General features: G+C 61.8%; 21 protein-coding genes. 10 read left to right on the top strand and 11 right to left on the bottom strand.

Annotated features, from left to right (window positions below; genetic code table 11):
• Positions 1–184 precede the first annotated feature (184 nt).
• Positions 185–592: a (deoxy)nucleoside triphosphate pyrophosphohydrolase gene (locus EB835_RS13645; RefSeq protein WP_135810006.1), complete on the top strand. Its 408-nt coding sequence runs from the start codon at positions 185–187 to the stop codon at positions 590–592.
• A 2-nt stretch (positions 593–594) separates the two neighbouring features.
• Positions 595–3,594, top strand: coding sequence for a DEAD/DEAH box helicase (locus EB835_RS13640; protein WP_135810005.1), 3,000 nt, complete (start codon positions 595–597; stop codon positions 3,592–3,594).
• A 41-nt stretch (positions 3,595–3,635) separates the two neighbouring features.
• Here EB835_RS13640 and EB835_RS13635 read toward each other — a convergent pair whose 3' ends face one another.
• Entirely contained in the window at positions 3,636–4,646 is a 1,011-nt protein-coding gene (locus EB835_RS13635; RefSeq protein ID WP_240688743.1) for a DUF2891 family protein, read from the bottom strand.
• 194 nt (positions 4,647–4,840) lie between these two features.
• On the opposite strand from EB835_RS13635, the gene EB835_RS13630 reads away from it, so the two are divergent.
• Complete coding sequence (locus tag EB835_RS13630) at positions 4,841–5,167, top strand: CHY zinc finger protein (protein ID WP_135810003.1); 327 nt, start codon at positions 4,841–4,843, stop codon at positions 5,165–5,167.
• Positions 5,168–5,177: 10 nt separating this feature from the next.
• Here EB835_RS13630 and EB835_RS13625 read toward each other — a convergent pair whose 3' ends face one another.
• The 3 genes from EB835_RS13625 to EB835_RS13615 are packed head-to-tail and all read right to left on the bottom strand — an operon-like array spanning position 5,178 to position 9,353.
• Positions 5,178–5,813, bottom strand: a complete 636-nt coding sequence (locus EB835_RS13625) for a hypothetical protein (RefSeq protein ID WP_135810002.1) — start codon at positions 5,811–5,813, stop codon at positions 5,178–5,180.
• A 12-nt stretch (positions 5,814–5,825) separates the two neighbouring features.
• Positions 5,826–7,790 (bottom strand): primary-amine oxidase, encoded by a 1,965-nt coding sequence (locus EB835_RS13620; RefSeq protein ID WP_135810001.1) that lies wholly within the window; start codon positions 7,788–7,790, stop codon positions 5,826–5,828.
• Positions 7,791–7,796: 6 nt separating this feature from the next.
• Positions 7,797–9,353 carry an APC family permease gene (locus EB835_RS13615; protein ID WP_135810000.1) on the bottom strand — a complete coding sequence of 519 codons (1,557 nt, stop codon included), beginning with the start codon at positions 9,351–9,353 and terminating at the stop codon, positions 7,797–7,799.
• Between the two features lie 137 nt (positions 9,354–9,490).
• Here EB835_RS13615 and EB835_RS13610 point away from each other — a divergent pair, with 137 nt between their 5' ends.
• Entirely contained in the window at positions 9,491–10,108 is a 618-nt protein-coding gene (locus EB835_RS13610) for a TetR/AcrR family transcriptional regulator (RefSeq protein WP_135809999.1), read from the top strand.
• Positions 10,109–10,198: 90 nt separating this feature from the next.
• On the opposite strand, the gene EB835_RS13605 is transcribed toward EB835_RS13610, so the two are convergent.
• The 5 genes from EB835_RS13605 to EB835_RS13585 all read right to left on the bottom strand — a co-directional run bounded on the left by EB835_RS13605 (position 10,199) and on the right by EB835_RS13585 (position 15,524).
• Entirely contained in the window at positions 10,199–11,719 is a 1,521-nt protein-coding gene (locus tag EB835_RS13605; RefSeq protein WP_135809998.1) for an aldehyde dehydrogenase family protein, read from the bottom strand.
• 36 nt (positions 11,720–11,755) lie between these two features.
• Entirely contained in the window at positions 11,756–13,156 is a 1,401-nt protein-coding gene (locus EB835_RS13600; RefSeq protein ID WP_135809997.1) for an MFS transporter, read from the bottom strand.
• Positions 13,157–13,219: 63 nt separating this feature from the next.
• Positions 13,220–14,395, bottom strand: coding sequence for a M20 family metallopeptidase (locus EB835_RS13595; protein WP_135809996.1), 1,176 nt, complete (start codon positions 14,393–14,395; stop codon positions 13,220–13,222).
• A complete protein-coding gene (locus tag EB835_RS13590) occupies positions 14,392–15,075 on the bottom strand; it encodes a DUF1028 domain-containing protein (protein ID WP_135809995.1) in 684 nt (227 codons plus the stop codon). Before EB835_RS13590 ends, EB835_RS13595 begins: the two co-directional genes overlap by 4 nt.
• Positions 15,072–15,524, bottom strand: coding sequence for a RidA family protein (locus tag EB835_RS13585; RefSeq protein WP_240688742.1), 453 nt, complete (start codon positions 15,522–15,524; stop codon positions 15,072–15,074). Before EB835_RS13585 ends, EB835_RS13590 begins: the two co-directional genes overlap by 4 nt.
• Positions 15,525–15,656: 132 nt before the next feature.
• On the opposite strand from EB835_RS13585, the gene EB835_RS13580 reads away from it, so the two are divergent.
• The 5 genes from EB835_RS13580 (at position 15,657) to EB835_RS13560 (ending at position 21,155) form a co-directional block, all read left to right on the top strand.
• Positions 15,657–16,577 carry a LysR substrate-binding domain-containing protein gene (locus EB835_RS13580; protein WP_135809994.1) on the top strand — a complete coding sequence of 307 codons (921 nt, stop codon included), beginning with the start codon at positions 15,657–15,659 and terminating at the stop codon, positions 16,575–16,577.
• Between the two features lie 222 nt (positions 16,578–16,799).
• Positions 16,800–18,092: a flavin-containing monooxygenase gene (locus EB835_RS13575; protein ID WP_135809993.1), complete on the top strand. Its 1,293-nt coding sequence runs from the start codon at positions 16,800–16,802 to the stop codon at positions 18,090–18,092.
• A 51-nt stretch (positions 18,093–18,143) separates the two neighbouring features.
• A complete protein-coding gene (locus tag EB835_RS13570) occupies positions 18,144–19,700 on the top strand; it encodes an aspartate ammonia-lyase (protein WP_135809992.1) in 1,557 nt (518 codons plus the stop codon).
• A gap of 196 nt (positions 19,701–19,896) precedes the next feature.
• The gene (locus EB835_RS13565; RefSeq protein WP_135809991.1) at positions 19,897–20,313 is read left to right on the top strand and encodes a VOC family protein; all 417 of its coding nucleotides are present in this window, start codon (positions 19,897–19,899) and stop codon (positions 20,311–20,313) included.
• A gap of 50 nt (positions 20,314–20,363) precedes the next feature.
• Positions 20,364–21,155, top strand: coding sequence for a VOC family protein (locus tag EB835_RS13560; RefSeq protein WP_168216738.1), 792 nt, complete (start codon positions 20,364–20,366; stop codon positions 21,153–21,155).
• Between the two features lie 60 nt (positions 21,156–21,215).
• On the opposite strand, the gene EB835_RS13555 is transcribed toward EB835_RS13560, so the two are convergent.
• On the bottom strand, positions 21,216–22,295 hold the full coding sequence (locus EB835_RS13555) for an NAD/NADP-dependent octopine/nopaline dehydrogenase family protein (protein WP_135809990.1): 1,080 nt from the start codon (positions 22,293–22,295) through the stop codon (positions 21,216–21,218).
• Between the two features lie 57 nt (positions 22,296–22,352).
• Complete coding sequence (locus EB835_RS13550) at positions 22,353–23,948, bottom strand: AbgT family transporter (protein WP_135809989.1); 1,596 nt, start codon at positions 23,946–23,948, stop codon at positions 22,353–22,355.
• Between the two features lie 195 nt (positions 23,949–24,143).
• Between EB835_RS13550 and EB835_RS13545 the strand changes: the two genes are divergently transcribed.
• A complete protein-coding gene (locus tag EB835_RS13545; protein ID WP_135809988.1) occupies positions 24,144–24,815 on the top strand; it encodes a GntR family transcriptional regulator in 672 nt (223 codons plus the stop codon).
• Positions 24,816–25,064: the final 249 nt, after the last annotated feature.

Below are 25,064 nucleotides of genomic sequence, written 5' to 3'. Positions count from 1 at the left end.
GAACAAGAAGATCCGGGAGTTCATCGACGGGTGGAACAAACGCAAACACCCCTTCGTGTGGACGAAGACACCCGAGCAGGTGCTGGAGAAAGCGAAACCTAAACCAACTTCAGAAACGCGACACTAGGAAGACTCACCAAGTCGGTAGGGTGGGAAGCACCTTGGGAGAAGGAAGAAGGGAACCATGAAGAAGGAAATCAACGTCGTGGGTGCCATCATCGTCGACGGTTCAAATGTCTTAGCAGCGCAGAGAAGCGCAACGATGTCTCTGCCAGGAATGTGGGAGTTTCCCGGAGGCAAGATAGAGGCCGGAGAGACCCCACGTGAGGCGCTCGTTCGTGAGCTCCAGGAAGAGTTGATGTGCACAGCAGAAATCGGCGATGAAGTCGCTTCGACTAGATACGAGTACGATTTCGGCTTCGTGACGCTGACTACCTTCTACTCGAGGCTGGTTGACGGCGATCCACGACTGACCGAACATTCTGAGATTCGATGGATCGAGGCAACCGCTCTCAATTCGGTGGAATGGGCCCCAGCTGATATACCTGCTGTTGAAAAGGTGGTGCACGATTTCTCAATGACCGAGGAGTAGGCGTGGCGACAGTTCCAGAGCACGTTCAGCAAGACACAGCATTTGGGTTCCTTGATCGAACTTCTCCCTCTGAAAAGCTCTTCAACCCGACGTTGGTTTCAAACTTCGAGGCCAACACAATGCATAAGACCATCCTCGAGGAACTGAGGCGCTCTAAGAACTTCACATTCTCCGTTGCATTTGTCAGTTCAGATGCGATCGCATCGCTAAAGCAGCCGCTCATTGAGTTTCCAGGGCACGGCCGAATCATCACTTCCACCTACCTGGGGTTCAACTCACCAGAGTCTTTCCGAGAGTTGATGAACCTCAGCGATCTCGGAATTGCAGTTTACGTATACGAAGATGACTCGAGGGGCTTCCACCCCAAGGGATTCATCTTCGAGCAAGAAGCCAGCACCACAGCGATTGTAGGTAGTTCCAACCTCACCTCTCGTGCGCTCAAACGGAACCACGAATGGAACCTCCGATTTTCGGCACTCCCCGATGGCGACATCGTGCACCAACTATCAGCCGCAATCGATACCCAACTTGAGTCGTCTACATTGCTCACTGAAGACTGGATCCGCGAATACGAAGCGAACTATGTTCCGCCGAGTTCGCGTGAGCCGTTCGAAGGTGTTCAAATCCCAACGGCAGGCGCCAGTTCGCAAATTGTCGCCAATGCCATGCAAGCCGAGGCGCTCGCAGAGATCGAGAAGGTGCGGGCTGCTGGTGAAGACAAAGCGCTAGTGGTGTCGGCAACTGGCACGGGAAAAACCATTCTTGCTGCGTTGGATGTGAAAGCGGCAAATCCGCAGCGAGTGCTCTTCGTCGTGCACCGGGAGCAAATACTCGACCGTGCAATCGAGGAATTCACTAAAGTCCTCAATCTCGACTCTTGGGAAGTTGGCAAGTTTGTAGGAGTGAAGAGGGAGCTCGACCGGCGGATCGTGTTCGCTACGGTCCAGTCTCTAGGCTCTCTTGCCAAGCTCGAGCAGATCCCCCGAGACTACTTCGACTACATACTCATCGACGAGGTTCATCGCGCGGGGGCGCGGATGCATCAGAACATCATCCAATATTTCGAGCCAGACTTCATGCTCGGAATCACCGCAACGCCAGAACGATCTGACGATTTCAACGTCTACAGTTTGTTCGACTACAACGTGCCCTACGAGATCCGCCTGCAGAAGGCGCTTGAGGAGGACATGCTCGCCCCGTTCCATTACTACGGCGTGACTGATTTCGAGATGGGCGGCGAAGTGATCAGTGACGCAAGCCAGCTAAGTACTCTCGTGGCGCCAGAACGAGTAGCTCATCTCATCAAAGCGATTGAACGATATGGGCATGTTGGAGATCCAGTCAAAGGTCTTATGTTCTGTAGTCGTAAAGACGAAGCACGGGAGCTTTCACTGCTCCTCAACCAACGCAAGGTACACGGTCAACAGCTCCGCACTCGAGCACTCACGGGCGAGGACTCCGTTGAAGTCCGTGAGCGAGTGGTCGCGCAGCTAGAGAATGGAGAGCTCGACTACATCATCACCGTCGATGTATTCAACGAGGGCATCGATATCCGAACAGTGAATCAGGTCGTCATGCTGCGCCAGACACAATCCAGCATCATCTTCACGCAGCAGCTTGGGCGCGGACTGCGGAAAGCGGCAGGGAAGAGTCACCTCATTGTTATCGATTTCATTGGCAACTATACGAATAACTTCCTTGTCCCGATTGCCCTTTTCGGAGACAGCAGCCTGAACAAGGACTCTATCCGCAAGAAGATGATCGAGGCACAAGATGTAGGAGCAGTTTCAGGCCTTTCGAGCATCAATTTCGATGCGGTTGCGAAGGAGAGGATCTTCCAATCCATTGCCTCGACGAAACTCGACAGTATGAAGAACCTCAAGAAGACGTTCAGAGACATGCACTCGAGGCTCGGGCGCCCGCCACGACTGATCGACTTCGCTCGATTCGACGTCGTCGACCCTGTTGTCATCGCCGGCGCACGCGGAAACTACTGGAACCTCTTGCATTCGTTCAGAGCTGTCGAATGGGGTCCAACCGACATTCAGAGCAAGGCACTCACTTTTCTCAGCGCGGAAATCCTCAACGGTAAAAGGCCACACGAACTCTTGATCCTGGATAGGTTGCTCGACAATCAGCCGCCACAGACTGAACTCGAGTGCATTGAACTCCTTCGACAGGCTGGTGTCGAGACTGGCGAGTTGATCGTGGAGTCTCTGCAACGAATTTTCACCATGGAGTTCTTTACTGCCTCTGAGCGAACAAAGTACGGCAAGCCGCTTGTCGTCTGGACTTCTGATCGGGTTGCATTGGCAGATTGGTTCAGCAGCCAGCTTGCGCGATCAGCCGAGTTCAAAGAGCACGTGCGTGATCTGGTGGAGACAGGGCTCTATCTTTCACGCCATCGCTACCAGTGGAACCAGTCGATGGAGCTGGGAAAAATGTACTCGCGTAAGGATGTCTGCCGACTACTCAACTGGAGAGACAATCAACAAGGCACAATGTTCGGCTACAAGTTTGACCTCCATACGAACACCTGCCCGATCTTCGTCACCTATCACAAGGGAGACGACATCTCAGCGAGTACTTCATACGGAGACACGTTCATTAACGAAAACACTCTCCACTGGTTCAGCAAGAGCCGGAAAACGCTCCAGAGTCCGGACGTTCGACGCATCGTGTCGAACTCCTTCGAACTTCATCTCTTTGCCAAGAAAGACGACGCCGAGGGAACGGACTTTTACTACTTGGGCAGAGCCACGTCGTCGAACCCGGTCCAAACGAAGATGCCAGGCGACAATGGCACGAGCCTTGACGTTGTCACTATGGATCTCAATTTTGAGTCCTCAATCGACGCCGCTCTATATGACTATCTGACTAAGGGTCCAGCGATCGAGAAACACCACCGTGACAAAGAGTCCGCGCCAAGGGTTGACCTCAGCCATCAGCAGTCACCGGTCGAGAACGAATACGGTGATGACCCTGGTTCCACGTTGTTTTGAAAACAGGGCCAGTTCAAGTAGCTATGAACTAGGGCCACCGATTAATCGTCGATGTTGGTAGTGGCGAGTAGTGCCTCCCAAGTAAACGTGGCAACCCAGTGGGATGACATGTACTCGTCAGACACCGCTGCCTCGAGGCCTGGTGCCATCAGTGCTTCGACGCGGGTGAGCATGCCCCGGGGATGGGTGGCGAGCTCGCCGTCACCATGCTTCTCCGCAATAACCACGAGTTTCGGTGCCAATCGCATTACCGACGCTGCAACCGCAAGTCCCAGCCCGTAAAGATGACTCTGCTGACCGTCCGTCGGGTCGAGGACCTTGTCTGGCGTGAGCGCCGGCGACTCCGGGTCGAGCTCAGATAGGAATGCGGGTAACCACGTCGCCAATTCATCCTCGGTAAGCACCTCGGCCATGAGGTCCGCTTCGCACAAGCCAGGGGAGAGGAAGTCGTGACCGCTGCGCTCCTGACGGAAGTTCCATGCAGCATCCTCGGCGAAGAAGCGACGAGCCGCACCGGCAACGACATCGACGACATCATGACGCTCCTGGGCACGAGCGCCAATGAGGATCCGGCGCAGCCCGAACGCCGTGTTCGAGTGCACCCCATGGCGAACCGGCTCAGCGACCTTCGGCAACCACGCGGACACGAGGTCGAAGACGGTATCCGACAGAATTTGCGTGTTCCGCCCCAGCTCTCTCAGCTCAGCTACACCACTGTCGTTGAGTACGCGGTTTAGTTCAACCGCCCATGCCCAGCCGTAGGGCCGCTCCCACGAAGGGTTGTCTCGGAGGAAAGCCGCCTCGGCGAGCATGTTCGCCTCGCTCAGATGCTCGGTCAGGATCTCCAGAGCCTCATCGGTCCAGCTCGAATTTCGTCCCTCCTTGGTCTCCAGCAATGACGCGAGCAGGTAGTGCATGTGCACGCTCGAGTGCCAGTCGAAGGAATTCGCGAAGGCAGGAGTCTTCTCGGCTGCGGGCACGATGTCGGCCAGACTCCGCGCCAGATGATGGGCGGCGTACGGATAGTCACGGGTGATGTTGCTCAGGGCCACCTCGGCGAAGGGGCGGACGAAATCTTCTGGCTGCGGCATGGGGATTCCTCATCGGCTTGGGGTCCCCACTTTACGCGGACAATCCTCGATCGCAGGCTGAACCGCAGCTGGAGGCCCGCTAACCGCCGCCGCTAGGCTTGGAGGTACGTCGGGGTCGGCCCGACAGCTAGCGCACGAGAGCAGATAGGTGAGCGATGACAGCGTCTCCCGAGGTCTTCGGCAAGACCGTCGACGAGCACACTCGGTGCGTCCACTACTCGACCGAACTCGACATCATCGCCATCCGCTTCGCCTGCTGCGACCGTTACTATCCGTGCCACCTCTGCCACTCCGAGACCACCGATCACCCGGCCGAGCAATGGCCGCGCGACCGCTGGGATCAGAAAGCCATCCTTTGCGGTGCGTGCTGGAGCGAACTGAGTATCGAAACCTATAAGGCTTCAGACTCCTGCCCCGAATGCGCCGCCGCTTTCAATCCACGCTGTGCGGCGCATTCGGATCTCTACTTCGCCCGGCGATGATGAATCCGGCTCAGTGTAGGAACTGCATCACCACGATCATCGCGGCCATTCCCCAACAGTCGAGGGAGACGAGCGGGCGCTTTCGGGCGATGTCGTGGATGGCGCAGACCACCAAGCACGCGGCGAGGGCGACGACGGCGACCGTGAGAAATGTGCTGATGAGGGACATGTCTCCGGCATGGTGCCCGCCGTGGCCGCCGGAATGTGTCGATCCACCCACGTGCGCACCGTGATTGAGGACCTGCCACGCCATCACCGGATAGGCCATGGCGCACAGGACCGCCGCCGACGGCCCCAGGTGAGGCACCCGTGACCAGAACCGGTCAGAGGTAGTGCTGGCGGACGGCGCACAATCGTCCTCCTCGGTCTCCGGTGGGCCGCCCGGGCCACTCATTACGAGTGCGGGGGACTGCCTCGGCGCGGGAACTCTTGACTGTGTCCGAAGGAACACGGTCAGACAGAGCCCGACGATGAGCAGTACCCCCGACCAGACCACAGGTGGAACTAGGGCGGTATAGGCCAAGTCGACCATCGCGACGACCATCACGGTCGCGGCGACCACGGCCGGCTTCCTCCTCGCGGCGATGGCCCCGATCAGGCACAGGGCTCCCGAGGCGACCATCAGGAGAGAGGCAAGGCTGCTCATCGTCGTATCCTGTCAGTCACACTCGCAGGAGTGGCCGCCGGGCTCGGTGCCGCAGTGCGCCGATTTCGGACGCGGCACGTCGAGTGCGGGATTCTCATCGAAGAAGCCATAGGGCTTCATCACGAAGCCGAGGCGGTCGACCGGCATGATCGGCCAATCCTCGGGGCGGGGGAAGTGCGTCATTGCGAACGCCGCCCACACGACGATGTCATCGCCGTCGACGGGGCGCTGCTGCTCGACCCATTGCGTGATCGTCCCATTGCCCGGGTTCTGATTGGGATAGGTCCCCGAGGGGAATCGCTCGTCCGCGTCGAAGTGCGTGAGCCACATGTGTTTCGACCCGAAACCCGCCCGCTTCGAAATCGACGAACCTTCGGCAGCCATCATCGTCGGTTCATCGGGCACACGCAGCTCATAGCCGACCGGGAACCCGTGACGATTCTGCTTCTCCGGATTGACGATGTGCCAGACCCGACCGGCCTCGCCGTCGGCGGTGCGTCCGCCCTCTGCGGTGAGTCGAGTGAGTTTCTTGGTGAAGGCATTGCCGTAGGGGTTGTCGTCACCGAAGGGCACGCGCACGGCTTCCTGCTCGTCGACGGCGTTGGCGATGCCATCGACCTGCATGTCGAGCCGGGCACAGAACATGTGCTGGTGGAACGGCATCCCGAGGCCCTCGTTGCCTAATGGCGAGGACCAGCGTTGCCGCTGGGACTCATCTCCGTAGGCCGCGGTGTAGACGATTCCGGTCGCCTTGCACTCGAGCTCGATGGTGCCGTCGAGGTAGAGGTACCAGTAGAAGCCGTAGTCGTAGTTGCCGACCGTGATGAAGAAGGAGATGACGAGGCGGCGGTTGCGGCGCACGTCGACGGCTCCGGTGAACTCATCGGTGTGCTTGAACAGGATGCCGGCGTCTTCCTCATGGATGCAGATGGCGTTCTTGATCGTATGCGCATGCCCTTGATCGTCGGCGAGGACAGCATCGGAGTAGTGGATTTCGCCGAGGCAGTCGCACCCGAGCTCGAGCGAGTTCGCGCTCTTGCCCATCGAGTATTCACCCGCATCGAAATAGTTCTGCCAGAAACGCACGGGGCTGGGATCGCCGTAGGGGACGACCATCTCCGCCACCGAGGCGCGGTAGACGATCGGACGGCGCTGACCCTTGTCGTCGAAGCTGATCTGGTGCAGCACCAATCCCTCGACCGGATCGAATCCCAGTCGCACTTGCCATTTCTCCCAGTCGAGCACATCACCGTCGAGAGTGAAGCTCGCACCCTCGGGCTGAGTGATCTCGATCGGCTTCTGCGTGGTCCGCGGTTCGGGAAGCCAGGAATCGAGGTGATAGTCGAACCGCTCCTGCGGGACGGGCACGACCTCGGTATCGACGACCTCGACGACCTCCCCGGAGTTGAGATCGAGGTAGGCAACAAGGCCTTCGAGCGGATGCGCCCACGCATTGTCCTGCGGATCCGACTGGATGAACGACGAACCGCGGACGAGGCGGCGCCCTTCTTCTCCTGGAATGTCGAAGCATCCGGCCGAGAGTGCGCAGATGCGCACGGTCTCGATGTCGGTGATTCCCCGTGCTTCGGCGGCAGCGCGCCAGGTGGCATCGTTGCGAATCATCTGCTCGGCGGCTTCGTACTCCGTCATTGTGATCGGAGCCTGACCCTCGGCGGCGACATCGAGCACACGTGCGAGGAGGATTCTGCGGTCGGTCAGGGAAACGAGCAGTTCCGTCTGCTCGCCGCTGCCGCGTTCGATGAGGAGGGAGCGCACTCGGCGGTCGAGCCCGGTCGCACCGGAAATCACATCCCGCTTGTCGGGCTCGACGAGGCTGACGAGGGCGAAGAGGGTCTGCTCGGTCACGTGGCCGGCGTCGACGATGATCGCTCGGTTGAGCTCGATCTCCTCGCCGGTGAGGCGCTCGAGAGGATGGGTGGTCGCACTACTGGCGGCAGTCGCTGTCGTTGCAGTCATGAGTCTTCACATGCCTTTCTGTGAATCGAGTTTACTGTCGAGAGCGGGGTCGAGGTCGTCAAGCAGATCCTGAGGATCGGCCGGGGTAGGACGGAAGACGCGGACCCGGTGTCCGCGGACGTATCCGATGAGAGCCAGCGCGGCGAGGGCACCGAGGGTGCCGAGAGTGAGCGCAGTGAATGCGCCCTGTGCGACGCCCCATTCGTCGAGGAAGTTGTACTCCTGCCCGAAGAGCCGATCGAGCGTGCCGGGGAAGATCGCGACCCAGGAGCCGAGCAGGATCCAGAGGAAGGCGATGCCGCCGAGGATGGTGAACCCGACATTGCCGACGGGCACCCGGAAGGGGCGTTCGATGCCGGGATGCTTCCAGCGCAACTTGATGGCCGCGGGAATGATGAGCAAGTAGCTGAGCAAGAACGTCGAGATGGAGATCGAGAGGACGACCCCGAACAGTGCACCGGCATCCCCGCTGAGCTGCATGGCCGCGATGAGGAAGACGGTCGCCACAGTGCCCGAAAGCAGGTTGACGTTGACCGGAGTGCCGAGAGTCCGGGAGATCTTGCCGAAGAACCCGCCGAAGAAGGCGCCGTCGGCGGCAGTCAGTGCCTGCATCCGGTCGCTCATGATCATCCAGGCGGCACCCTGCGAGGCGAGGACGATGACGAACATCAGTGCAGCCAGCACTACCATGACCTCGGCCGCGGGACCATAGACGGTGAACACCGTCTGTACGGCGTCGAGCAGCCCGCCGATGCCGGTGATCGTCTCGCTCGGCAGCACGAGCAACATGGCGAGGACCGGTAGAAGATAGCAGAGCGCGGAGATGAAGCCGGAACGTGCGATTGCGACGGGGATGTCCTTCTTGGGGTTCTTCATCTCGTCCGAGGCGCTGTTCGAGGCCTCGAATCCGAGGTACGAGAAGAGCAGGAGCGGCACCAGCCCGAGGAAGCCGCCGAGGCTGGGGCTGAAGTCCGCGAGGTGAAGAGGCTGGACGCCGTGCTGGGTGGCATAGATGACCGTGGTGAAGAGGAAGAAGGCGATGAAGACGACCTTGAGCACGCCGCCGAGGGTGGGCAGCCACTTCGCCTTGGCCAGTGACAGGATCGCCGCAATCACCGTGATCCAGATGAAGACGATCTTGAAGATCCAGTCGCCGATCGATCCCGCTTCGAGCGGGCTGATGAATTGGTTCCAGGTGCCGGTGGCGAGAAAGGCCATCGAACCGCCGACCCACACCGGCTGAGTGACCCAACTCAGTATCGAGGCGATCGCGCCCGCGGGGCGTCCGAAGGCCTGTCGGACCCAGATGTAGGCTCCGCCTTCGCCGACGAAGGTGCTGCCGGTCTCGGCGAAGACGAGGGCGTAGGGAACGAGGAAGAAGATCGCGAGGACGAGAGTCCAGGTGAAGGTCTCCGCTCCGAATCCCGCGGTCTCAGCGAGGACTTCGATGCTCAAGACCGCCGACATGACGATGAGCACGATGTCGAATCGGCCGAGCGTCTTCTTCAGATGCTGCTTCTGTTCATCGGCGTACACGGTTGTGCGTTCGAGGGAAGACACCATCCACCTCCTTGTGAGTGGGCGTCCGATAGAGTTCTTTGAGTTACACCGTAAAGAATTGCACGGACGGTCGCCGATTGACAGAGGTGCGGCCATATCGATCCGCGTTTGCCTGCATCACTTCAGGAGATAATGGGCCTATGGCGAGACCGAAGAATCAGGAGGGCCGTCGGGCACAGCTGGTGCAGGCGGCGAAGAAGGCGATCGCAGAGCGCGGACTCAATGGTCTGCGCACCATCGATGTGGCCGCGCACTCCGAGGTTGGGGCCGGCTCGGTGGCCTATTACTATCCCGACCTCGGCGATCTGGTGCGCGAGGTGCATGAGGACGCGGTATCGCGCTTCTATTGGAACCGGCGCGAGCAGGGGATCGCAGGTGAGCAGCCGGCAACCAAGCTGGCCAGGATCATCCGCAGCGGCATCCCGCGCTCCCGCGACGACGTCGACTTTCAAGTGCTCAATGAGCTGCACACCCATGCGTTCAGAGACCGTTTCCACGCTGGTCTCATGGCCGAGCTCTACCGGCTTGAGGTCTCTCTCTACGCCGCGGTGCTCACCGAGGGTGTCGATTCCGGAGCCTTCACGATGACGCTTCCCGTGGAGACAGCGGCGAGCAACCTCGTGGCCCTCGAAGACGCCTACGGACTGCACTTCATGGGCGGAACACCGCTCGACGCCGACGCCATCTTTCGGCTCATCGCCGCCAACGCCGAGGTGCTGACCGGGTGCAGGCTGGTGGAGACGACAATGGCGCGGTGAACCGGTACTACCCCGTGCTGGGGCAGTTGCCGATTCACCGCGCCGAGAATGTACCTCAGTGCCGGTGTGCCGCGCAGCAGCGAGGATGCATCAACCCCACTGCAGCCAGGTCGTCTTGAAGTCTGTGTAGTTCTCAAGGGCATGGATGGACAGGTCGCGGCCGAACCCGGACTGTTTGAATCCGCCGAAGGGTGTCGTGAAGCCGAGGGCGTCGACAGTGTTGACCGAGACTGTGCCCGCTGTCAGCAAGGAGGACACTCGGTGCGCACGTGACATGCTTCCGGTCCACAGCGCTGCAGCAAGGCCATAGGGGGTCTCATTCGCCTTTGCGATCGCTTCCTCTTCGCTGTCGAAGGGAGTGACGAGTGCGACCGGCCCGAATACCTCATGCTCATGCAGGCGATGATCAGCTGGCAGGTCGGTGACGATGGTCGGATCGACGAACGTCTTCATTCCGTTGATGTTCGGCCGGTTGCCGCCCTTGACGATCGTCCCGTCGGCACGAGCCTGCTCAATGCAGTCCCACACCTCGTCGGCATGCCTTTCCGAAACCAGCGAACCGATGGCCGTAGCAGGGTCGAGCGGATCACCGGGCTGGTACGAATCGGCTGCGGCCGCGAACAGGTCGAGGAACTCCTTATAGACGTCCCGTTCGACGAAGATCCGCGAGGTGGCCGAGCAGACCTCTCCCTGGTTGTAGAAGATCCCGACCGCCGCCTTCTCTGCCGCCGCACCGAGGTCCTCGGTATCGGCGAAGATGACGTTCGCACTCTTACCGCCGGCCTCGAGCGCCAAACGTTTCATATTCGATTCGCCGGCATAGACCTGAAGCTGTTTGGCCACCTCGGTGGACCCGGTGAAGCCGAGCATGTCGACATCCATGTGCCGACCGAGCGCCTCACCGACGACCGAACCTCGACCCGGGACGACATTGAGGATACCGGCAGGAACGCCGGCTTCCACAGCGAGTTCGGCGAGGAGCAGGATCGAGTGCGAAGCCTCGACCGGCGGCTTGACGACGAGGGCATTGCCCGCAGCCAATGCCGGTGCGATCTTCCACGTCGCGATCTCGAGAGGATAGTTCCACGGCACGATGACCCCGACGACGCCCAAGGGCTCGCGCGTGACCAAAGCTGTGGAACCGGCCGGAGTCACCGGGATCTCATCGCTGAGCTTCTCGATCGCCTCCCCGTAGAAACGAAAGAGAGCGGCCGCACCCGGAGCATCGATCGTCGACGACTCGCTGATCGGCTTGCCCATGTCGAGGGTGTCCAGCAGCGCGAACTCATCCGAGCGTGCTTCGATGAGTTCGGCAAGACGCAACAGGACTTCACGTCTATGCGTGACCGAAGCACGCGACCAAGTGCCTGCGTCGAATGCGGCGCGAGCGCTCGCCACCGCAGCGCCGACATCACTGCCATCGGCAAGGTGAAGGTGAGAGATCACCTCGCCGGTGGCGGGATTGGTCTTCGGATGCGTCAGACCCGACCGGGCGTCGACCCGGCGGCCGTTGATGACGGGCCGCCCGTCGATGGTCAGTGCCGCCGCGACAGCACGCCAGTCAGCAAGTGTGCTCGGTCGAGTGCCTGTTTCCGGCAGGGTGGCGGTCATAGGAGATCTCCTTAGATGAGTGGCGGATCTGGGTGATCAGTGGTCGTTGAGCGGACGGGAGTTCGCCGGCGCGGCTCGGTCTGCCGCCGCGGTCAGTGACGCTCCAGGATCCGAAGCGTCCTCGAGGTCGTCGGCCTTGAGCAGGTCGATGCCGCGGGTCTCCGGAAGGGAGGCGACGGTGATGATGCCGATGACGCCGACCACTGCGAGGAACCATCCGGGACTTAGCGTGCTGCCGGTGGAGTCGATGAGCCACGTGAGGATGTAGGGGGCCGTGCCGGCGAAGAGTGCGGCCGTCAGCGCGTAGGCGATCGACAGGCCGGTCTGCCTGGTCCGTGTCGGGAAGAGCTCGACCACGGTGGCGGCATGCGTACCGAGGATGATCGCGAGGATGAAGGCCAGGCCGAAGGTCGAGACGAACGAGGCCCACGGGTAATCGGCCCCCATGAGGAGGAACAGCGGAACCGAGAGCACCGTGAGTGCGATCGCCGCGGTCATGAGCACCGGCTTGCGGCCGAACCTGTCCGAGGCCATCCCGGCCAAGGGGACGATGACGAGTCCCAACGCCGAGGCGAGGGTCGACAGCAGCGCGGCGCGACCGGGGTCGATGCCGACCGCTGTCTCCTGGTAGGTGAGCAGGTAGACGAGGACGACGTAGAAGGTGACGTTCATGAACGTCTCCATCCCGCAGGTCTGGAGGAACTGCTTGGGGTTGCGTTTGAACACCTCGCGCAGGGGCGCCTCGGCGACGGTCTCCATCTTCTGCAGGGCCGAGAACTCCGGGGTGTCCTCGATCTTCCGGCGGATGTAGAGGCCGATGAAGCCCAAGGGCACTGTGATGAGGAACGGGATCCTCCAGCCCCAGGCGCTCACCTGGTCAGGCGTCAGTGCCTGGTTGAGGAGGAAGACGACGAAGGAGGCCAAGAGGAATCCGGCCAGGGAGCCCACCTCGAGCCAGCTGCATCCGAAGCCTCGGCGCTTCGGGGGTGAGAACTCACCGAGGAACGCCGCGGCACTGCCGAACTCGCCGCCGGCAGCCAGGCCCTGCACGATGCGGGTGACGATGAGCAGGATCGGAGCGAGCACGCCGATGGTTCCGTAGGTCGGCAGCACTCCGAGTGCGAGCGTCGACAGCGCCATGGCGAGGATGACCAGCGACAGAGTGTGTTTGCGCCCGAGCTTGTCGCCGAGGCGCCCGAAGATGATTGCACCGATCGGACGGACCAGGAACGAGACGGCGAAGACCGCGAAGGTGGCGAGGAGTCCTGCGGTGCTGTCCTCCTCGGGGAAGAAGATCGCGGCGATCGTCGTGGCCATATAGGCATAGACCGCCCAATCGAACCAGTGGACGAGTACGCCGATCGATCCGGCGACCACGCTCTTCTGCAGTCCCTTCTTGTACGCCAGCCCTTCGGCGTTCGGGGTGTCAACCGACATGCCAATTCCTCCCTTGGAATCGTGGTCGTGACGGCACGGCGGTTCCGCGCCGAAATTGGTCGTTCAGCCTCGACGAGTGCTCACGTCGGCTGCGGTCCAGGCCAGTGCGGTGGCTCCGTCGATGAGCGTGCGTTCGGCCTGCGGCCCGATGCACGATTCGGCGAAGGCCGCCTGATGGTTGCTCGCCTCTCCGCCGACGCCGATGTAGGGGTGGATGGCGCCGACGATCTGAGAGACATTGCCCATGTCGGTCGATGCCCGGTTCATCGTCGCGGCGATCGGGTCGACATCGAAGTCCCTTCCCAACGCCACGGCGTTGGAACGGTAGAAATCGAGCGCAGACTCATCGGTGCGCATCTCGGCATACCGCTTGCTCTCCGGCGTGATCGAAAGCTGCGCCCCGGTGGCCAGTGCTCCGGCCTCGAAGCAGTTGATGACCTTCTGCTCGAGTGCGAGCAGCTCCTCAGTGGTTTCGGCACGGACGTACCAGCGGCCTTCGGTCTTCTCCGGAATGGCGTTGGGAGCTTCGCCCCCGTTCGTCATCACTCCGTGGACGCGAGCGGTCTTCGGCAGCTGCTGACGCAGCAGACCCAGTGCCACCTGTGCGATGAGGAAGGCGTCGTTGGCATTGATGCCGCGTTCCGGGTAGGCCGCCGCGTGCGCGGCCCGCCCGGTGTACTCCACGTGCCAGTGGGTGACGGCGAAGGGTTCGGCCTCGGCGACATCGACGGGAGCTGGGTGCGCCATGAGCGCGAAGTCGAGCTCGGTGAAGGCACCGCGTTCGAGCAGCTCGATCTTCCCGCCGCCACCTTCTTCGGCCGGAGTGCCGATGACTTCGACGATGATGCCGAGCTCGTCGGCGACCTCGGCGAGGCCGATCGCTGCGCCGACGCTCATCGCCGAGATGAGGTTGTGACCGCAGGCGTGCCCGAGGCCGGGCAGGGCATCGTATTCGGCGAGGAAGCCGATGGTGAAATCTCCGGACCCATACGTGGCTCGGAACGCTGTCTCGAGACCGAGGTAGGGCTGTTCGACGCTGAAGCTGTGCGCCGACAGGACTCCCGCGACCGCGGCGGAGGAGCGGAGCTCCTGCCAGCCGAGTTCGGGGTCGTCATGGAGGGTATTCGACAGTGTGATGAGCGCGGACTCGACTTCGGCGATCCGGTCACCGACCCGAGTCTTGTGCTCGTCTGAAGCTTCGGCGGCAGGTGCCACAGGTGAACTCGACGATGTGCTCATCGGTCGTCTCCCGGCACCCCGTAGGAGCGAGATGCGGCAGGATCGAGGCCGCGGGTGGTGTAGTCATCGCGCTGGGGCATCCAGATGTCGAGGAGGCGACCGAGCTGACCGATCGGATCCTCATCGGCCCAGTCGACACGCAGATCGGTGACCCGCCACCCGGAGCCGTTGACCACCGACAGCCCGGCCGAATGCACGGGGCCTGCCTCTCCTCCGGCGGCCATAGCCGCCTCGAAGGCCGCGAACAGCCGCTCTTCGAGACGTCCGGAAGACGACAGAGCGGTTTCGACAAACGCATCAAGGACATCGAGAGTGGCGAGCATATTGCCGCCGGCAACCGCATTCTTCTCGGTGCGTGCCCCGAAGATCCCGAGCGCCTGCGCCCCCGAATGCGCCGCGGTGTTTCCGGAAGAGTCGATGACGAGCAGCTGTCGATAGTCGATCGCGGTCGGATCGGCTGCGGCCACAACGGCATCGAGGGCCGACTGTGCGTCCTTGCCTTCGCCCATCTCTTCGAGGATGGCGGTGCCGAGGCGCGGATCGGTGATGTTCTGAGAATTCACACCGCCGATGCCGTCGGCGAGATTGATGCACCGAGCGGCAACTGCCGGGGAGGACGAGGAGATGGCCGAACCGAGCTCGCCGGTCTCGGGATCATGGAGGAGGAGGGAGAAGGTCACTGGGTCACCTCGGCGGTTGCCACCTCGGTGGATTCACTGATGACGGCGGTCGCGTCGATCTCGACGAGCCATTCCGGGCGGGCCAACGCCTGAACGACGATTCCGGTGGATACGGGGAAGACGCCCTTGAGCCACTTGCCCATCGTGCGATAGACGTCCTCGCGGTAGCGGGGGTCGATGATGTAGACGGTGACCTTGACGATGTCGGCCAGGCTGCTGCCGGCCTCCTCGAGGAGCATTGCGATGTTCTCCATCGCCTTCTCCGTCTGCGCGGTGACATCACCGATGCCCACGGACTCGCGGGTGTCGAGATCCTGGCCGATCTGTCCCCGCAGATAGACGACCCCGCCGGCGACGACGGCCTGGCAGAGGTCATTGTCGAGGTTCTGCTCGGGGTAGGTGTCCTTGGTGTTGAACATCCTCAGACGGGTGTGTGTCGGCTGTGCCACGGAAGTCTCCTCATCGAGTGGTTGTCGTCATGTGATCTGCCACCTATTCTCAGTAAGATCAGTTCATCTGTGAAATAGTTAAAATTTAGTCAGGTCATCTACAAAACAGATTTTTCGAACCCGGGGGCCGCGATGGTGCAGAGATTCTCGATCACACTCACCCAGCTGTCGTACTTCGCCGAATGCGCGAAGACGCTCAACATGACCGAAGCGAGTCAGGAGCTTCATATCGCTCAGTCGGCTGTGTCGACGGCGATCAACCAACTCGAGAAGGCGCTGGGGGCTCCGCTCTTCGTTCGTCAGCATTCGAAGGGCCTTGTCCTCACGCCGGCAGGGGAGGGACTGCTCCATGAGACGCGCGAGATCTTCGGACGGATCACCGACGCCGTCGAATCGATCCAGGCGGGCCAGCGGGAGGTGCGCGGCACCATCGTCGTCGCCTGCTTCCAGACGATCGCGCCGTTCCTGCTGCCGCAGCTGCTTCAGCGTCTGGAGGAGCGATACCCCGAGCTGAGCGTCGAGGTCATCGAAGGCGACCACGAGGAGAGCATCGACGCGCTGCGCACCGGCCGAGCAGAACTGGCACTCAACTACGACCTGACGAAGTCCGAAGGGGTCCGCGCCGAGATCATCGGTGAAGCCAAGCCGCATGTCATCGTCGGCACCGGGCACAGGCTCGCGCGGCGGAAGAAGATCTCATTGAGCGAGCTCAGCGACGACTCATTGGTCCTCCTCGACCTGCCGGACAGTCGGGAGTACTTCCTCGACATCCTCCGCATCGCCGGAATCACGCCCTCGGTGCGGTACCGCAGCACGAGCTACGAGACCGTGCGGTCGATGGTCGCCATGGGGCTGGGATTCTCGATCCTCAATCAGCGGCCGCAGATCCGTGAGACCTATACGGGGGAGAGGACGGCGATCCTCGAGATCTCGGATGCCGTTCCCACCCTGCATGTTGCGGTCTCCACACTGGCTCGGGCGCGGATGACCGCGAAGGCCGCTGCTGTGACCGAAGCTGTTCGCGAGATCCTCGCCGAGGCCGGTGCTGAATAACGTCAGTTCGCATACACCTCGGTGCATTCACATACGCCCAAGTGATCGACGACTGATCCATGTATCTACTCATTAGATGCAGTTGACCGTGAAGAACTATTGGCATCGGTCCTCACCTCTGCGGTTTGCTGGATGACGAAGAGCGACGACGAAGTTCGCTCCGACAGCAACGAAGCACACGTCGTCCCCGCAATGACGGGCGGCGGGCAAGGGAGGGCGATCATGCCGAAGACAGCCGCAGAGACCACTGAAGTCGTCATCATCGGTGGGGGCCAAGCGGGAATCGCAATGAGCGAGCATCTCAACGAACGGGGAGTCGACCACATCGTCCTCGAAAAGGACCGCGTCGCCGAAGCATGGCGGTCGCGCCGCTGGGACTCACTTGTCGCCAACGGGCCCGCCTGGCACGATCGATTCCCCACGCAGGAGTTCGCGGACACCGATCCGGATGGCTTCGCGACGAAGGGCGAGGTCGCCGACTACTTCCAGACCCTCGTCGATCGCAAGCATCTTCCCGTGCGGACGGGAGTGGCGGTCACCTCGGTGACGGAGAACCCCGGTGCCCGCGGCTACAGGGTCACCACGGATTCCGCTGAGATCGATGCTGACTTCGTCGTCGCCGCCACCGGACCGTTCCAGACTCCGCGGATCCCCGACATCATTCCCGCCGAGGCGGGGCTCAATCAGCTGCACTCGAACTCATACAAGAACCCCGAGCAGCTCGATGACGGCGGTGTCCTCGTCGTCGGCGCAGGCTCCTCGGGCGTGCAGATCGCCGCCGAGATCCAGAAGTCCGGTCGCCCGGTCTACCTCGCCGTCGGACCGCATGACCGTCCACCCCGGTCCTACCGCGGACGTGACTTCTGCTGGTGGCTCGGAGTTCTGGGCCTGTGGGACCTGGCGACACCGCCGGCCGGTGCCGAGCACGTGACGATCGCCGTCAGCGGCGCCGAAGGCGGCCACACCGTCGACTTCCGGGACCTCACGGCATCGGGAATCACCTTGCTCGGTCGGGCGAATTCCTATGCTGACGGTCGACTCATCATCGGCGACGACCTTCAGACGAACATCGCCCGCGGCGACGAGAACTACTTGTCACTGCTGCGAGATGCCGATGACTATATCGAGCGCAACGGACTCGACCTTCCGCCGGAGCCCGAGGCTCACCTCCTCGGACCCGACCCCGAGAGCGTGCGCGAACCGATCCGCGAACTCGACCTCGCCGAAGCCGGTATCCGGACCGTGATCTGGGCTACGGGATTCGGTGTCGACTACTCATGGCTGGGTGTCGACGGAGTCCTCGACGAGAGCGGCCATCCTGTGCAGAAGCGCGGTGTTTCACCGGTTCCGGGCATGTACTTCCTGGGACTGCCGTGGCTGTCCCGGCGTGGATCGAGCTTCATCTGGGGTGTGTGGCATGACGCGAAGTACCTCGCCGACCAGATCGGGATCCAGCGGATGTACCGTGACTATTCGCCGGTACATGCAGACAACTTCGCCGAGGCGGCGTCATGACGGTGCTCGCCCCTTCGGTCCGCGGACGGAATGTGAGAGTCTGAAGACACTATGACTGAGTCGACTTCATCCTCATCCCAGACCGCTTCGATTCCTCTGACCGCGCAGAACCCGCAAGCCACTCCCACCCGCACCGAGACCGACTCGATCGGAAGCCTCGAGATCCCCGACACCGCCTACTGGGGAGTGCACACCGCTCGGGCGAACGAGAACTTCCCGATCACCCGCCGCCCGATCAACGTCTACCCCGACTTCATCCGCGCCTTCGCCTGCGTCAAACAGGCCGCGGCCCGGGCCAACGCCGAGATCGGCGCGCTCGACGAACAGCGGGCGAACCTCATCGACTCCGCCTGTGAGGAGATCAAGGCCGGCAAACTCCACGACCAGTTCACCGTCGGCGTCGTCCAGGGCGGGGCGGGGACCTCGACGAACATGAACGCCAACGAGGTCATCACCAATCGGGCCCTCGAGATCGCAGGCCGGCCCAAGGGCGACTACGCCTTCCTCAACCCGAACGACCACACGAACCACAGCCAGTCGACGAACGACACGTACCCGACCGCGATCAAGATCGCGCTGGCGTTCTCCCTGCAGAACCTCCTCGGCGAGCTCACCCTGCTGGCCGATGCCTTCGCGGCCAAGGGGCGGGAGTTCTCCCACATCGTCAAGGTCGGCCGCACCCAGCTGCAGGATGCGGTGCCGATGACGCTCGGCCAGGAGTTCACCGCGTTTGCGGTGACCCTGCGTGAGGATGTGCAGCGGCTCGAAGAGGCCGTCGCTCTCCTCGGCGAGGTGAACATGGGGGCCACGGCGATCGGTACGTCGATCAACGCGCCGGTCGGGTACAAGGAAGCGGTGATCGAACATCTGCGCACGATCACCGGGCTGGACCTCGTCACGGCCGGCGACCTCGTCGAATCGACCTCGGACACGGGTGTGTTCATCACTTTCTCCGGAGCGCTCAAGCGCAGTGCCCTCAAGCTGTCGAAGATCGCCAACGATCTGCGGCTGCTGTCCTCGGGACCGCAGGCCGGCTTCGGCGAGATCAATCTGCCCGCCCGTCAGGCCGGGTCGTCGATCATGCCAGGAAAGGTCAATCCCGTCATCCCCGAGGCGGTCTCCCAGGTTGCGTACTCCGTGGCCGGAGCGGACGTCACCGTATCGATGGCAGTCGAGGCCGGGCAGCTGCAGCTCAATGCGTTCGAACCGATCGTCGCCCATTCCCTGTTCCAGTCGATCACGTGGCTCGAGCGCGCCTGCCAGACCTTCCGCGTCAACTGCGTCACCGGGATCACCGCCAACGAGGATCGGCTCGAGGACATCGTCGACCGCTCGGTCACCGTCATCACCGCGCTCGCCCCGGTCATCGGCTACGCGGCTGCGGCGAAGTTGGCCAAGGAGGCGCTGGCCAGGAACGAATCGATCTCGGACCTCGTCGTCGAACACGGCTTGCTCGAGCGAGATCAGCTCGGTGAGCTCCTCAGCCCTGAACGGCTGACCGGGATGCCGGCCGATGACAGCGTGGACAATTCGGCCGACAGTGCCGAGGCGGTTCCTCGGGACGAGATGACCGGCGAGCTTCCCGTCATCCCCGATCAGGAGGGGTGAGCGGCTCCGCCGTCAGCGCTCAGGCGCATGTCGACTTCGGTATCGACACTTGGTGCTCGACACTCAGTGCTTCAAGCCCGCTCCGACATGGTCAGACTGCACATGTCGTGTGTCCGCGCGCGTAACCTTGCATGAGCACTGTGCACGTGGAACCACTGATTCTCCGACCAATGACAGCTCCGAGAGGTGACGCACGATGTCGATCGATGCCTATATCTTCTTCAGCGACGGACAATGCGCTGAAGCGTTCAACCACTATCAGGAGATCTTCGGCGGCGAGCTGACGATTATGCTGATGAAAGACGTTCCCGAAGATCAGCGTATGCCCGGTTCAACCGACGATACCGTCATGCATGCCGCGCTGACCTTCGGGGATACCTTGCTGATGGGGTCGGATGACACCTCGGGCGATGGGGGTCCGAGGCAGGGGATCGCTCTCTCCTTTACAGCATCCGACTCAGAGGCTGCCGACACGGTGTTCACCGGACTGGCCGATGGGGGAGAGGTGCAGATGCCGCTGGGCCCGACGTTCTGGTCCGAAGGATTCGGCATGTGTCTCGACTGGTACGGAGTGCCGTGGATCGTCGATACCGCCGCGTCATCGGACGGATAGTGGGCACCGAGCATCCGATGCTCTCGAATCCTCAGGAGTGAACGGCGCAGATGTCCCACGGCAGCACGCACCCGATCGGTGCGCCATTCTGGATTGAGACGCTCCAGCCGTCCGTACCCGACGCCGTCGACTTCTACACCCAGGTCTTCGGTTGGACGGTCGATGATCCAGGTGGGAGCCACGGGCCGGCCGTCGCTCGTTTGGGCGATCACCGCGCCGCCGGCATCTGCGCGGCCCCGGAGGCGGTTCCACCTACATGGCTGATCCACGTGCGGGTCGATGACATCGACGACACGATCGCCGAGGCGCAAGCCGCCGGTGGCAGCTGTCTGCTGCCATCCCTGGACCGTGGCAACGGTGGACGGGTCGCGGTCATCGCCGACTCGTCCGGAGTTCCCTTCTGCGTCAATGACGGGGGAGCCGCCGAGGGCGTCGAGACGTCTTCTGAACCCGGAGCGTGGTCGATGGCGTCTCTGCATGCTCCGGACCGCGAAGCGGCACAGACCTTCTACGGAGCTGTCTTCGGATGGCAGCTCGAGGACGTCCCAGGAGCCCCCTTCTCTCGCTGGAGCCTGGACGGTCGGACGCTGGGCCTGCTCTCCGTCGGCAGTGACACCCCGCCGCACTGGGCGATCAACATCGCCATCAGTGATGCTGACGACACGGCAACGCTCGTCGAGTCGCTGGGCGGCACTGTCATCCTCGGTCCTTTCGACACGGAGAGTCATCGAAACGTCGTCATCGCCGACCCCGCCGGTGCCGTTCTGGCCTGCAGCGAGTGGCTGATCGACAACGGACACTCCTCGGAGGGCGTTCGGCTGGCCCAGGGCGACGGGCACTGAGGGAACGGCTTCCCCGCGCGCTCAAAGCTTTCGGATGTAGGCGCGAGGTCGAATCCTGCCTCAACGCATGCCGTCACTGAATACACGGAGAATGTCTTCGACCGTGGCTCCAGTCAGCCCCAGTGAGTCGACGGTGCGGCCGGTCTTCTGGAAGTCAACGCCGCACAGAACGCTGCTGATGGCGATGAATCCGTCGGTGAGCGGCATATTCACGCCCACCTCGTGCCCGATCGAACTCCAGATGACCAGCCCGAAAGGGATGTCTTCTGTGAAGTAGCGGTGAGTGAGCGAATCCGGTTCCGGAAATGCCTGTCGACCATAGCCTTGGACGACTCGGTCGACGAAGGATCCTTCGGTGACCCCATAGGCATCGGCGAGGAACTGCCAGAATCCGGTCGTGTCCGTGTGCAGAGTCGAAGACAGTGAGAGTCTCTCCTGATCCAGAGCCTCGATGGCCTCTGCGATCCGCGGCGTCACCAGTGTGTGCTGGGGCAGACGATCAGCATCCTCGACTGTTTTGAAGTTGAGGACTGCCGGAGGTACGTGATAAATCGGATTCGAATTGCTCAGCCCGACCGCAAGACTGTCGACGGCCGTGGCGTAGTGCTCCCCGAAGAAGGGTGTCAAGCGATCGATCACCTCCTGCGTCCGACTGTTCGGCAGGCTTGAGATACGTATCGAGTCCTTGATCGCGCCGACGAATACCCGTGCTGGTTCCTTGAGTCGGCATGTATAGAGGCTCGTCGCACTTTCTGCGATGAGGCTCGGTCGACGATTCTCCAGGGCGAACTGCCGGGACAATTCGACACCGCTGCCGAGCACCGTGGGCTGGAAAACGACGAGCTGCTCGGGCGTCAGAACCTGTGCCAACGATGCCGAAAGCCCGGGATGAGCGAAGGCGGGTGCCGCCACCACGATGACTTCGGCACCGGTCACGGCGGCCTCGATGTCGGTAGTGAGCAGCCTCGGCATCGCCCTGCCCTCGATATCTCCGAAGAGTTCGATGCCTCCCCGATCGCGGATCGGTTCGAACTCTCGGTCCCAGACGGAGTACAGACGAACCGAATGTCCATTCAACGTCATGTGTCCGGCAATCGTCTGTCCGACATTGCCTGCGCCGATGACGGCGATTGTTCCCATTTCTCTGTTCCTTTCGTTGTGGCAGCAGTTGTGTCGTTGGTGTCGCGGACGGCGAGGTCAGCGCACCGGTACGCCCGGTCCGAGCGGGATTCCGAGCAGATACCAGAGGACGAAGAAGGCCGTCCATACGATGAGCACCGCAACGGCGAGCGGAAGCGTGAAGGAGAGCATTGTGCCGACGCCGGCTCCTTTGCGGAAGTGCTGGACATATCCGAGGGCGAGCACGAAGTAGCCATTGAGCGGCGTGAGGCAGTTGGTCACAGAGTCACCGATCATGAACGCGACCATCGCCGATTCCGGCCGCATCCCGATGTACATCACGAGCGGGACGAGTACGGGAGCGAGGATCGACCACATGGCCGAACCACTGGTGATGAGCATATTGAGCACGCAGATTGCGGCGACGATGAGGAGCAGCAGCACAAGGTGCGGGGCGTTGAGCTGTTTGAACAGCTCAGCACCATTGACACTGATGACCGAACCGATATTGGTCCACTCGAAGTAGGCGAGGAACTGCGCTACGACGAAGAACAGAACAAGCACTGGTGCCAGCGTCCGGATGCCCTCGGCCATCGCTGGCGGCACATCGCCGAGGGTGGGGATCGACTTCGTGATCCGTCCGTAGACGATGCCGAGCAGTCCGAAGACGATGGCGATGAAGATCGCGATGTTCTTGAGAACCGGGGATTGGATGATGTTGCCACCCTCTCCGCGGAAGGGCGAGCCTGGCATGAGCATGAGCGCGATACCGCCGGCCGCGATGACGAATGCGACCGCGGAGATGATGAGGCCGCGGCGTTCGTCGGCTTTGAGAGTTACAGATCCGCTAGTCTGTGCGGTCGTGTCCGTATTGAACAGCCGGTCGGACACGGTGAAATCTGTTTCAAGACGGCTCTCGGAGAACTCCGGACGGCGGCTGAGCAGTTTGTCGACGACGACGGCAATGGTGACCGAAAGTATGACGGAGGAGGCGGCGGTGAAGAAGTAGGTCGCGAAGGGCGTGACAACGTAGTCCTTGTCGACGATGTGCGAGGCCGCCATCGACAGCGAAGCGCGGATCGCATCCGAGGGCGTGACGATCGGGCTCGCATTGAACCCGACCGCAGTGGACGCATAGGCGACCATGAGACCAAGCAGCGGGCTTCTGCCGGCAGCGCGGAAGGCCAGCGCGCCGAGTGGAATCATCACGAGATATGCGGAATCCGACATCACGTGCGCGATCATGGAGGCGAACGCGATCGAGAAGGTCAGCCATGCTCTCGGCAGCCGCCCCACCGTCACACGCAGCAAGGCAGTGAGCATCCCGCTGCGCTCGGCGATGCTCACGCCGAGGAGGACGACCACGATCATCGCCAGAGGCGGAAACGTCGCGTAGTTCGTCAGGGCATTCTCGATGGCGAAGAGGGCCCCGTCGACCGAGAACAGATTCTTGACCGCGGCCGTTGACCCATCGGCGGGTAGTGTCACCGACACTCCGAGCCCGGCCAGGATCGCGCTTGTGATGCCGAGGAGCGCGCAGAGGATAACGAACAGCCAGAACGGATGAGGAAGTCGGTTCCCGGCTCGTTCGATGGCGCTGAGGAGGCGATATAGGCGGTTGTCAGGGTTGAGATTCTGTTCCGGTTTCGGATTGGTCTCGACTTGGGAAGTCATTTCGGCCCTCCTGGCGATTGTGAACTCATGGCACTCCGTTGTGGTGAGGTCCTCAGCGAGGACGGAAGGGTGGATATGTTTCATGCAGTTCAAATACATGAAATATATAACAGGAATGCTAGAATCGCGATGTAGGAAAAGTCAACCCTACGCTGCATGATCGGGCACTGATATGTGACCGAAGGGGAGTGTTCGATGGCCGCGAAAGCGTCAATGGCTGACCGGGCGTATTGCCGCCTGAAGAGGGATATAGTCGAAGCGCGTCTGCGGCCGGGTTCGGTGCTGTCGGATTCGGATCTTGCCGAGCAGTATGAAATGAGTCGAACCCCGATACGGGAGGCAATCAACAACCTCCGCCGAGAAGGGCTCGTTGTGGTGCTTCCCAAGAGGGGCACCTTCGTCAAGTCGATCGACTTCGCCGAGATTCATGATCTCTACACACTGCGTACATTAGTCGAACCGGAAGCCGCAGTCCTTGCGTCTAGGCGTGCTTCGGGCGAGGAGCTGGCCGAACTCGAGGACCTGAGCGCTCAGAGTGTCGACCCGGACGCCTCGGCATCAGTACGCAACGCGCGTAACAGCCGGCTCCATGTTCGTGTTGCTGAGCTTTCGGATATTCCTCTGCTGGCGCGGACTGTTCAGTCGATTCATGAAGAGATCGAACGGTGCCTCAATCTACGAAGGGAGCTCGGTCGTCCTTATAACGCGGTCAATCACGGCCGACTTGTCGATGCGATCATGACTGGGGACGACGAAGTGATTCGGAAGACCGCTCTGTCCGGGATCGAGCGGGCGCGAGATCACATGACTGATGTTCTCTTCAGCCACTCCGGGGGTCCACCCGGGGAGCTGCTTCGTGATGGGTGACGGACCTATCTGCCCCACAATATTGAGCTAGTCGATCGGCTGGCCGACTCGACTCCGCCGGCCCTCTGCGTGAACGCGGGCGTGCCGAGGTATCCGCTACCAGGGACGATGGCCGCTGGGATAGTGCCGATCTCAGGCAGTCACAGGTAGACAATTACGACGATCTTCTCGCGGCATAACCAAGGTTCCGGCCTCCTCAGCGAGGGACGGCCGCCGTAGGCTGGGGTTGAACACCCCACCAGGCGAGTG

This window comes from Brevibacterium sp. S22, assembly GCF_004745485.1.
Classification (GTDB): Bacteria; Actinomycetota; Actinomycetes; order Actinomycetales; family Brevibacteriaceae; genus Brevibacterium.
Note: the sequence above shows the minus strand (reverse complement) of the source record. Positions and strands in the feature narration are given on the sequence as shown.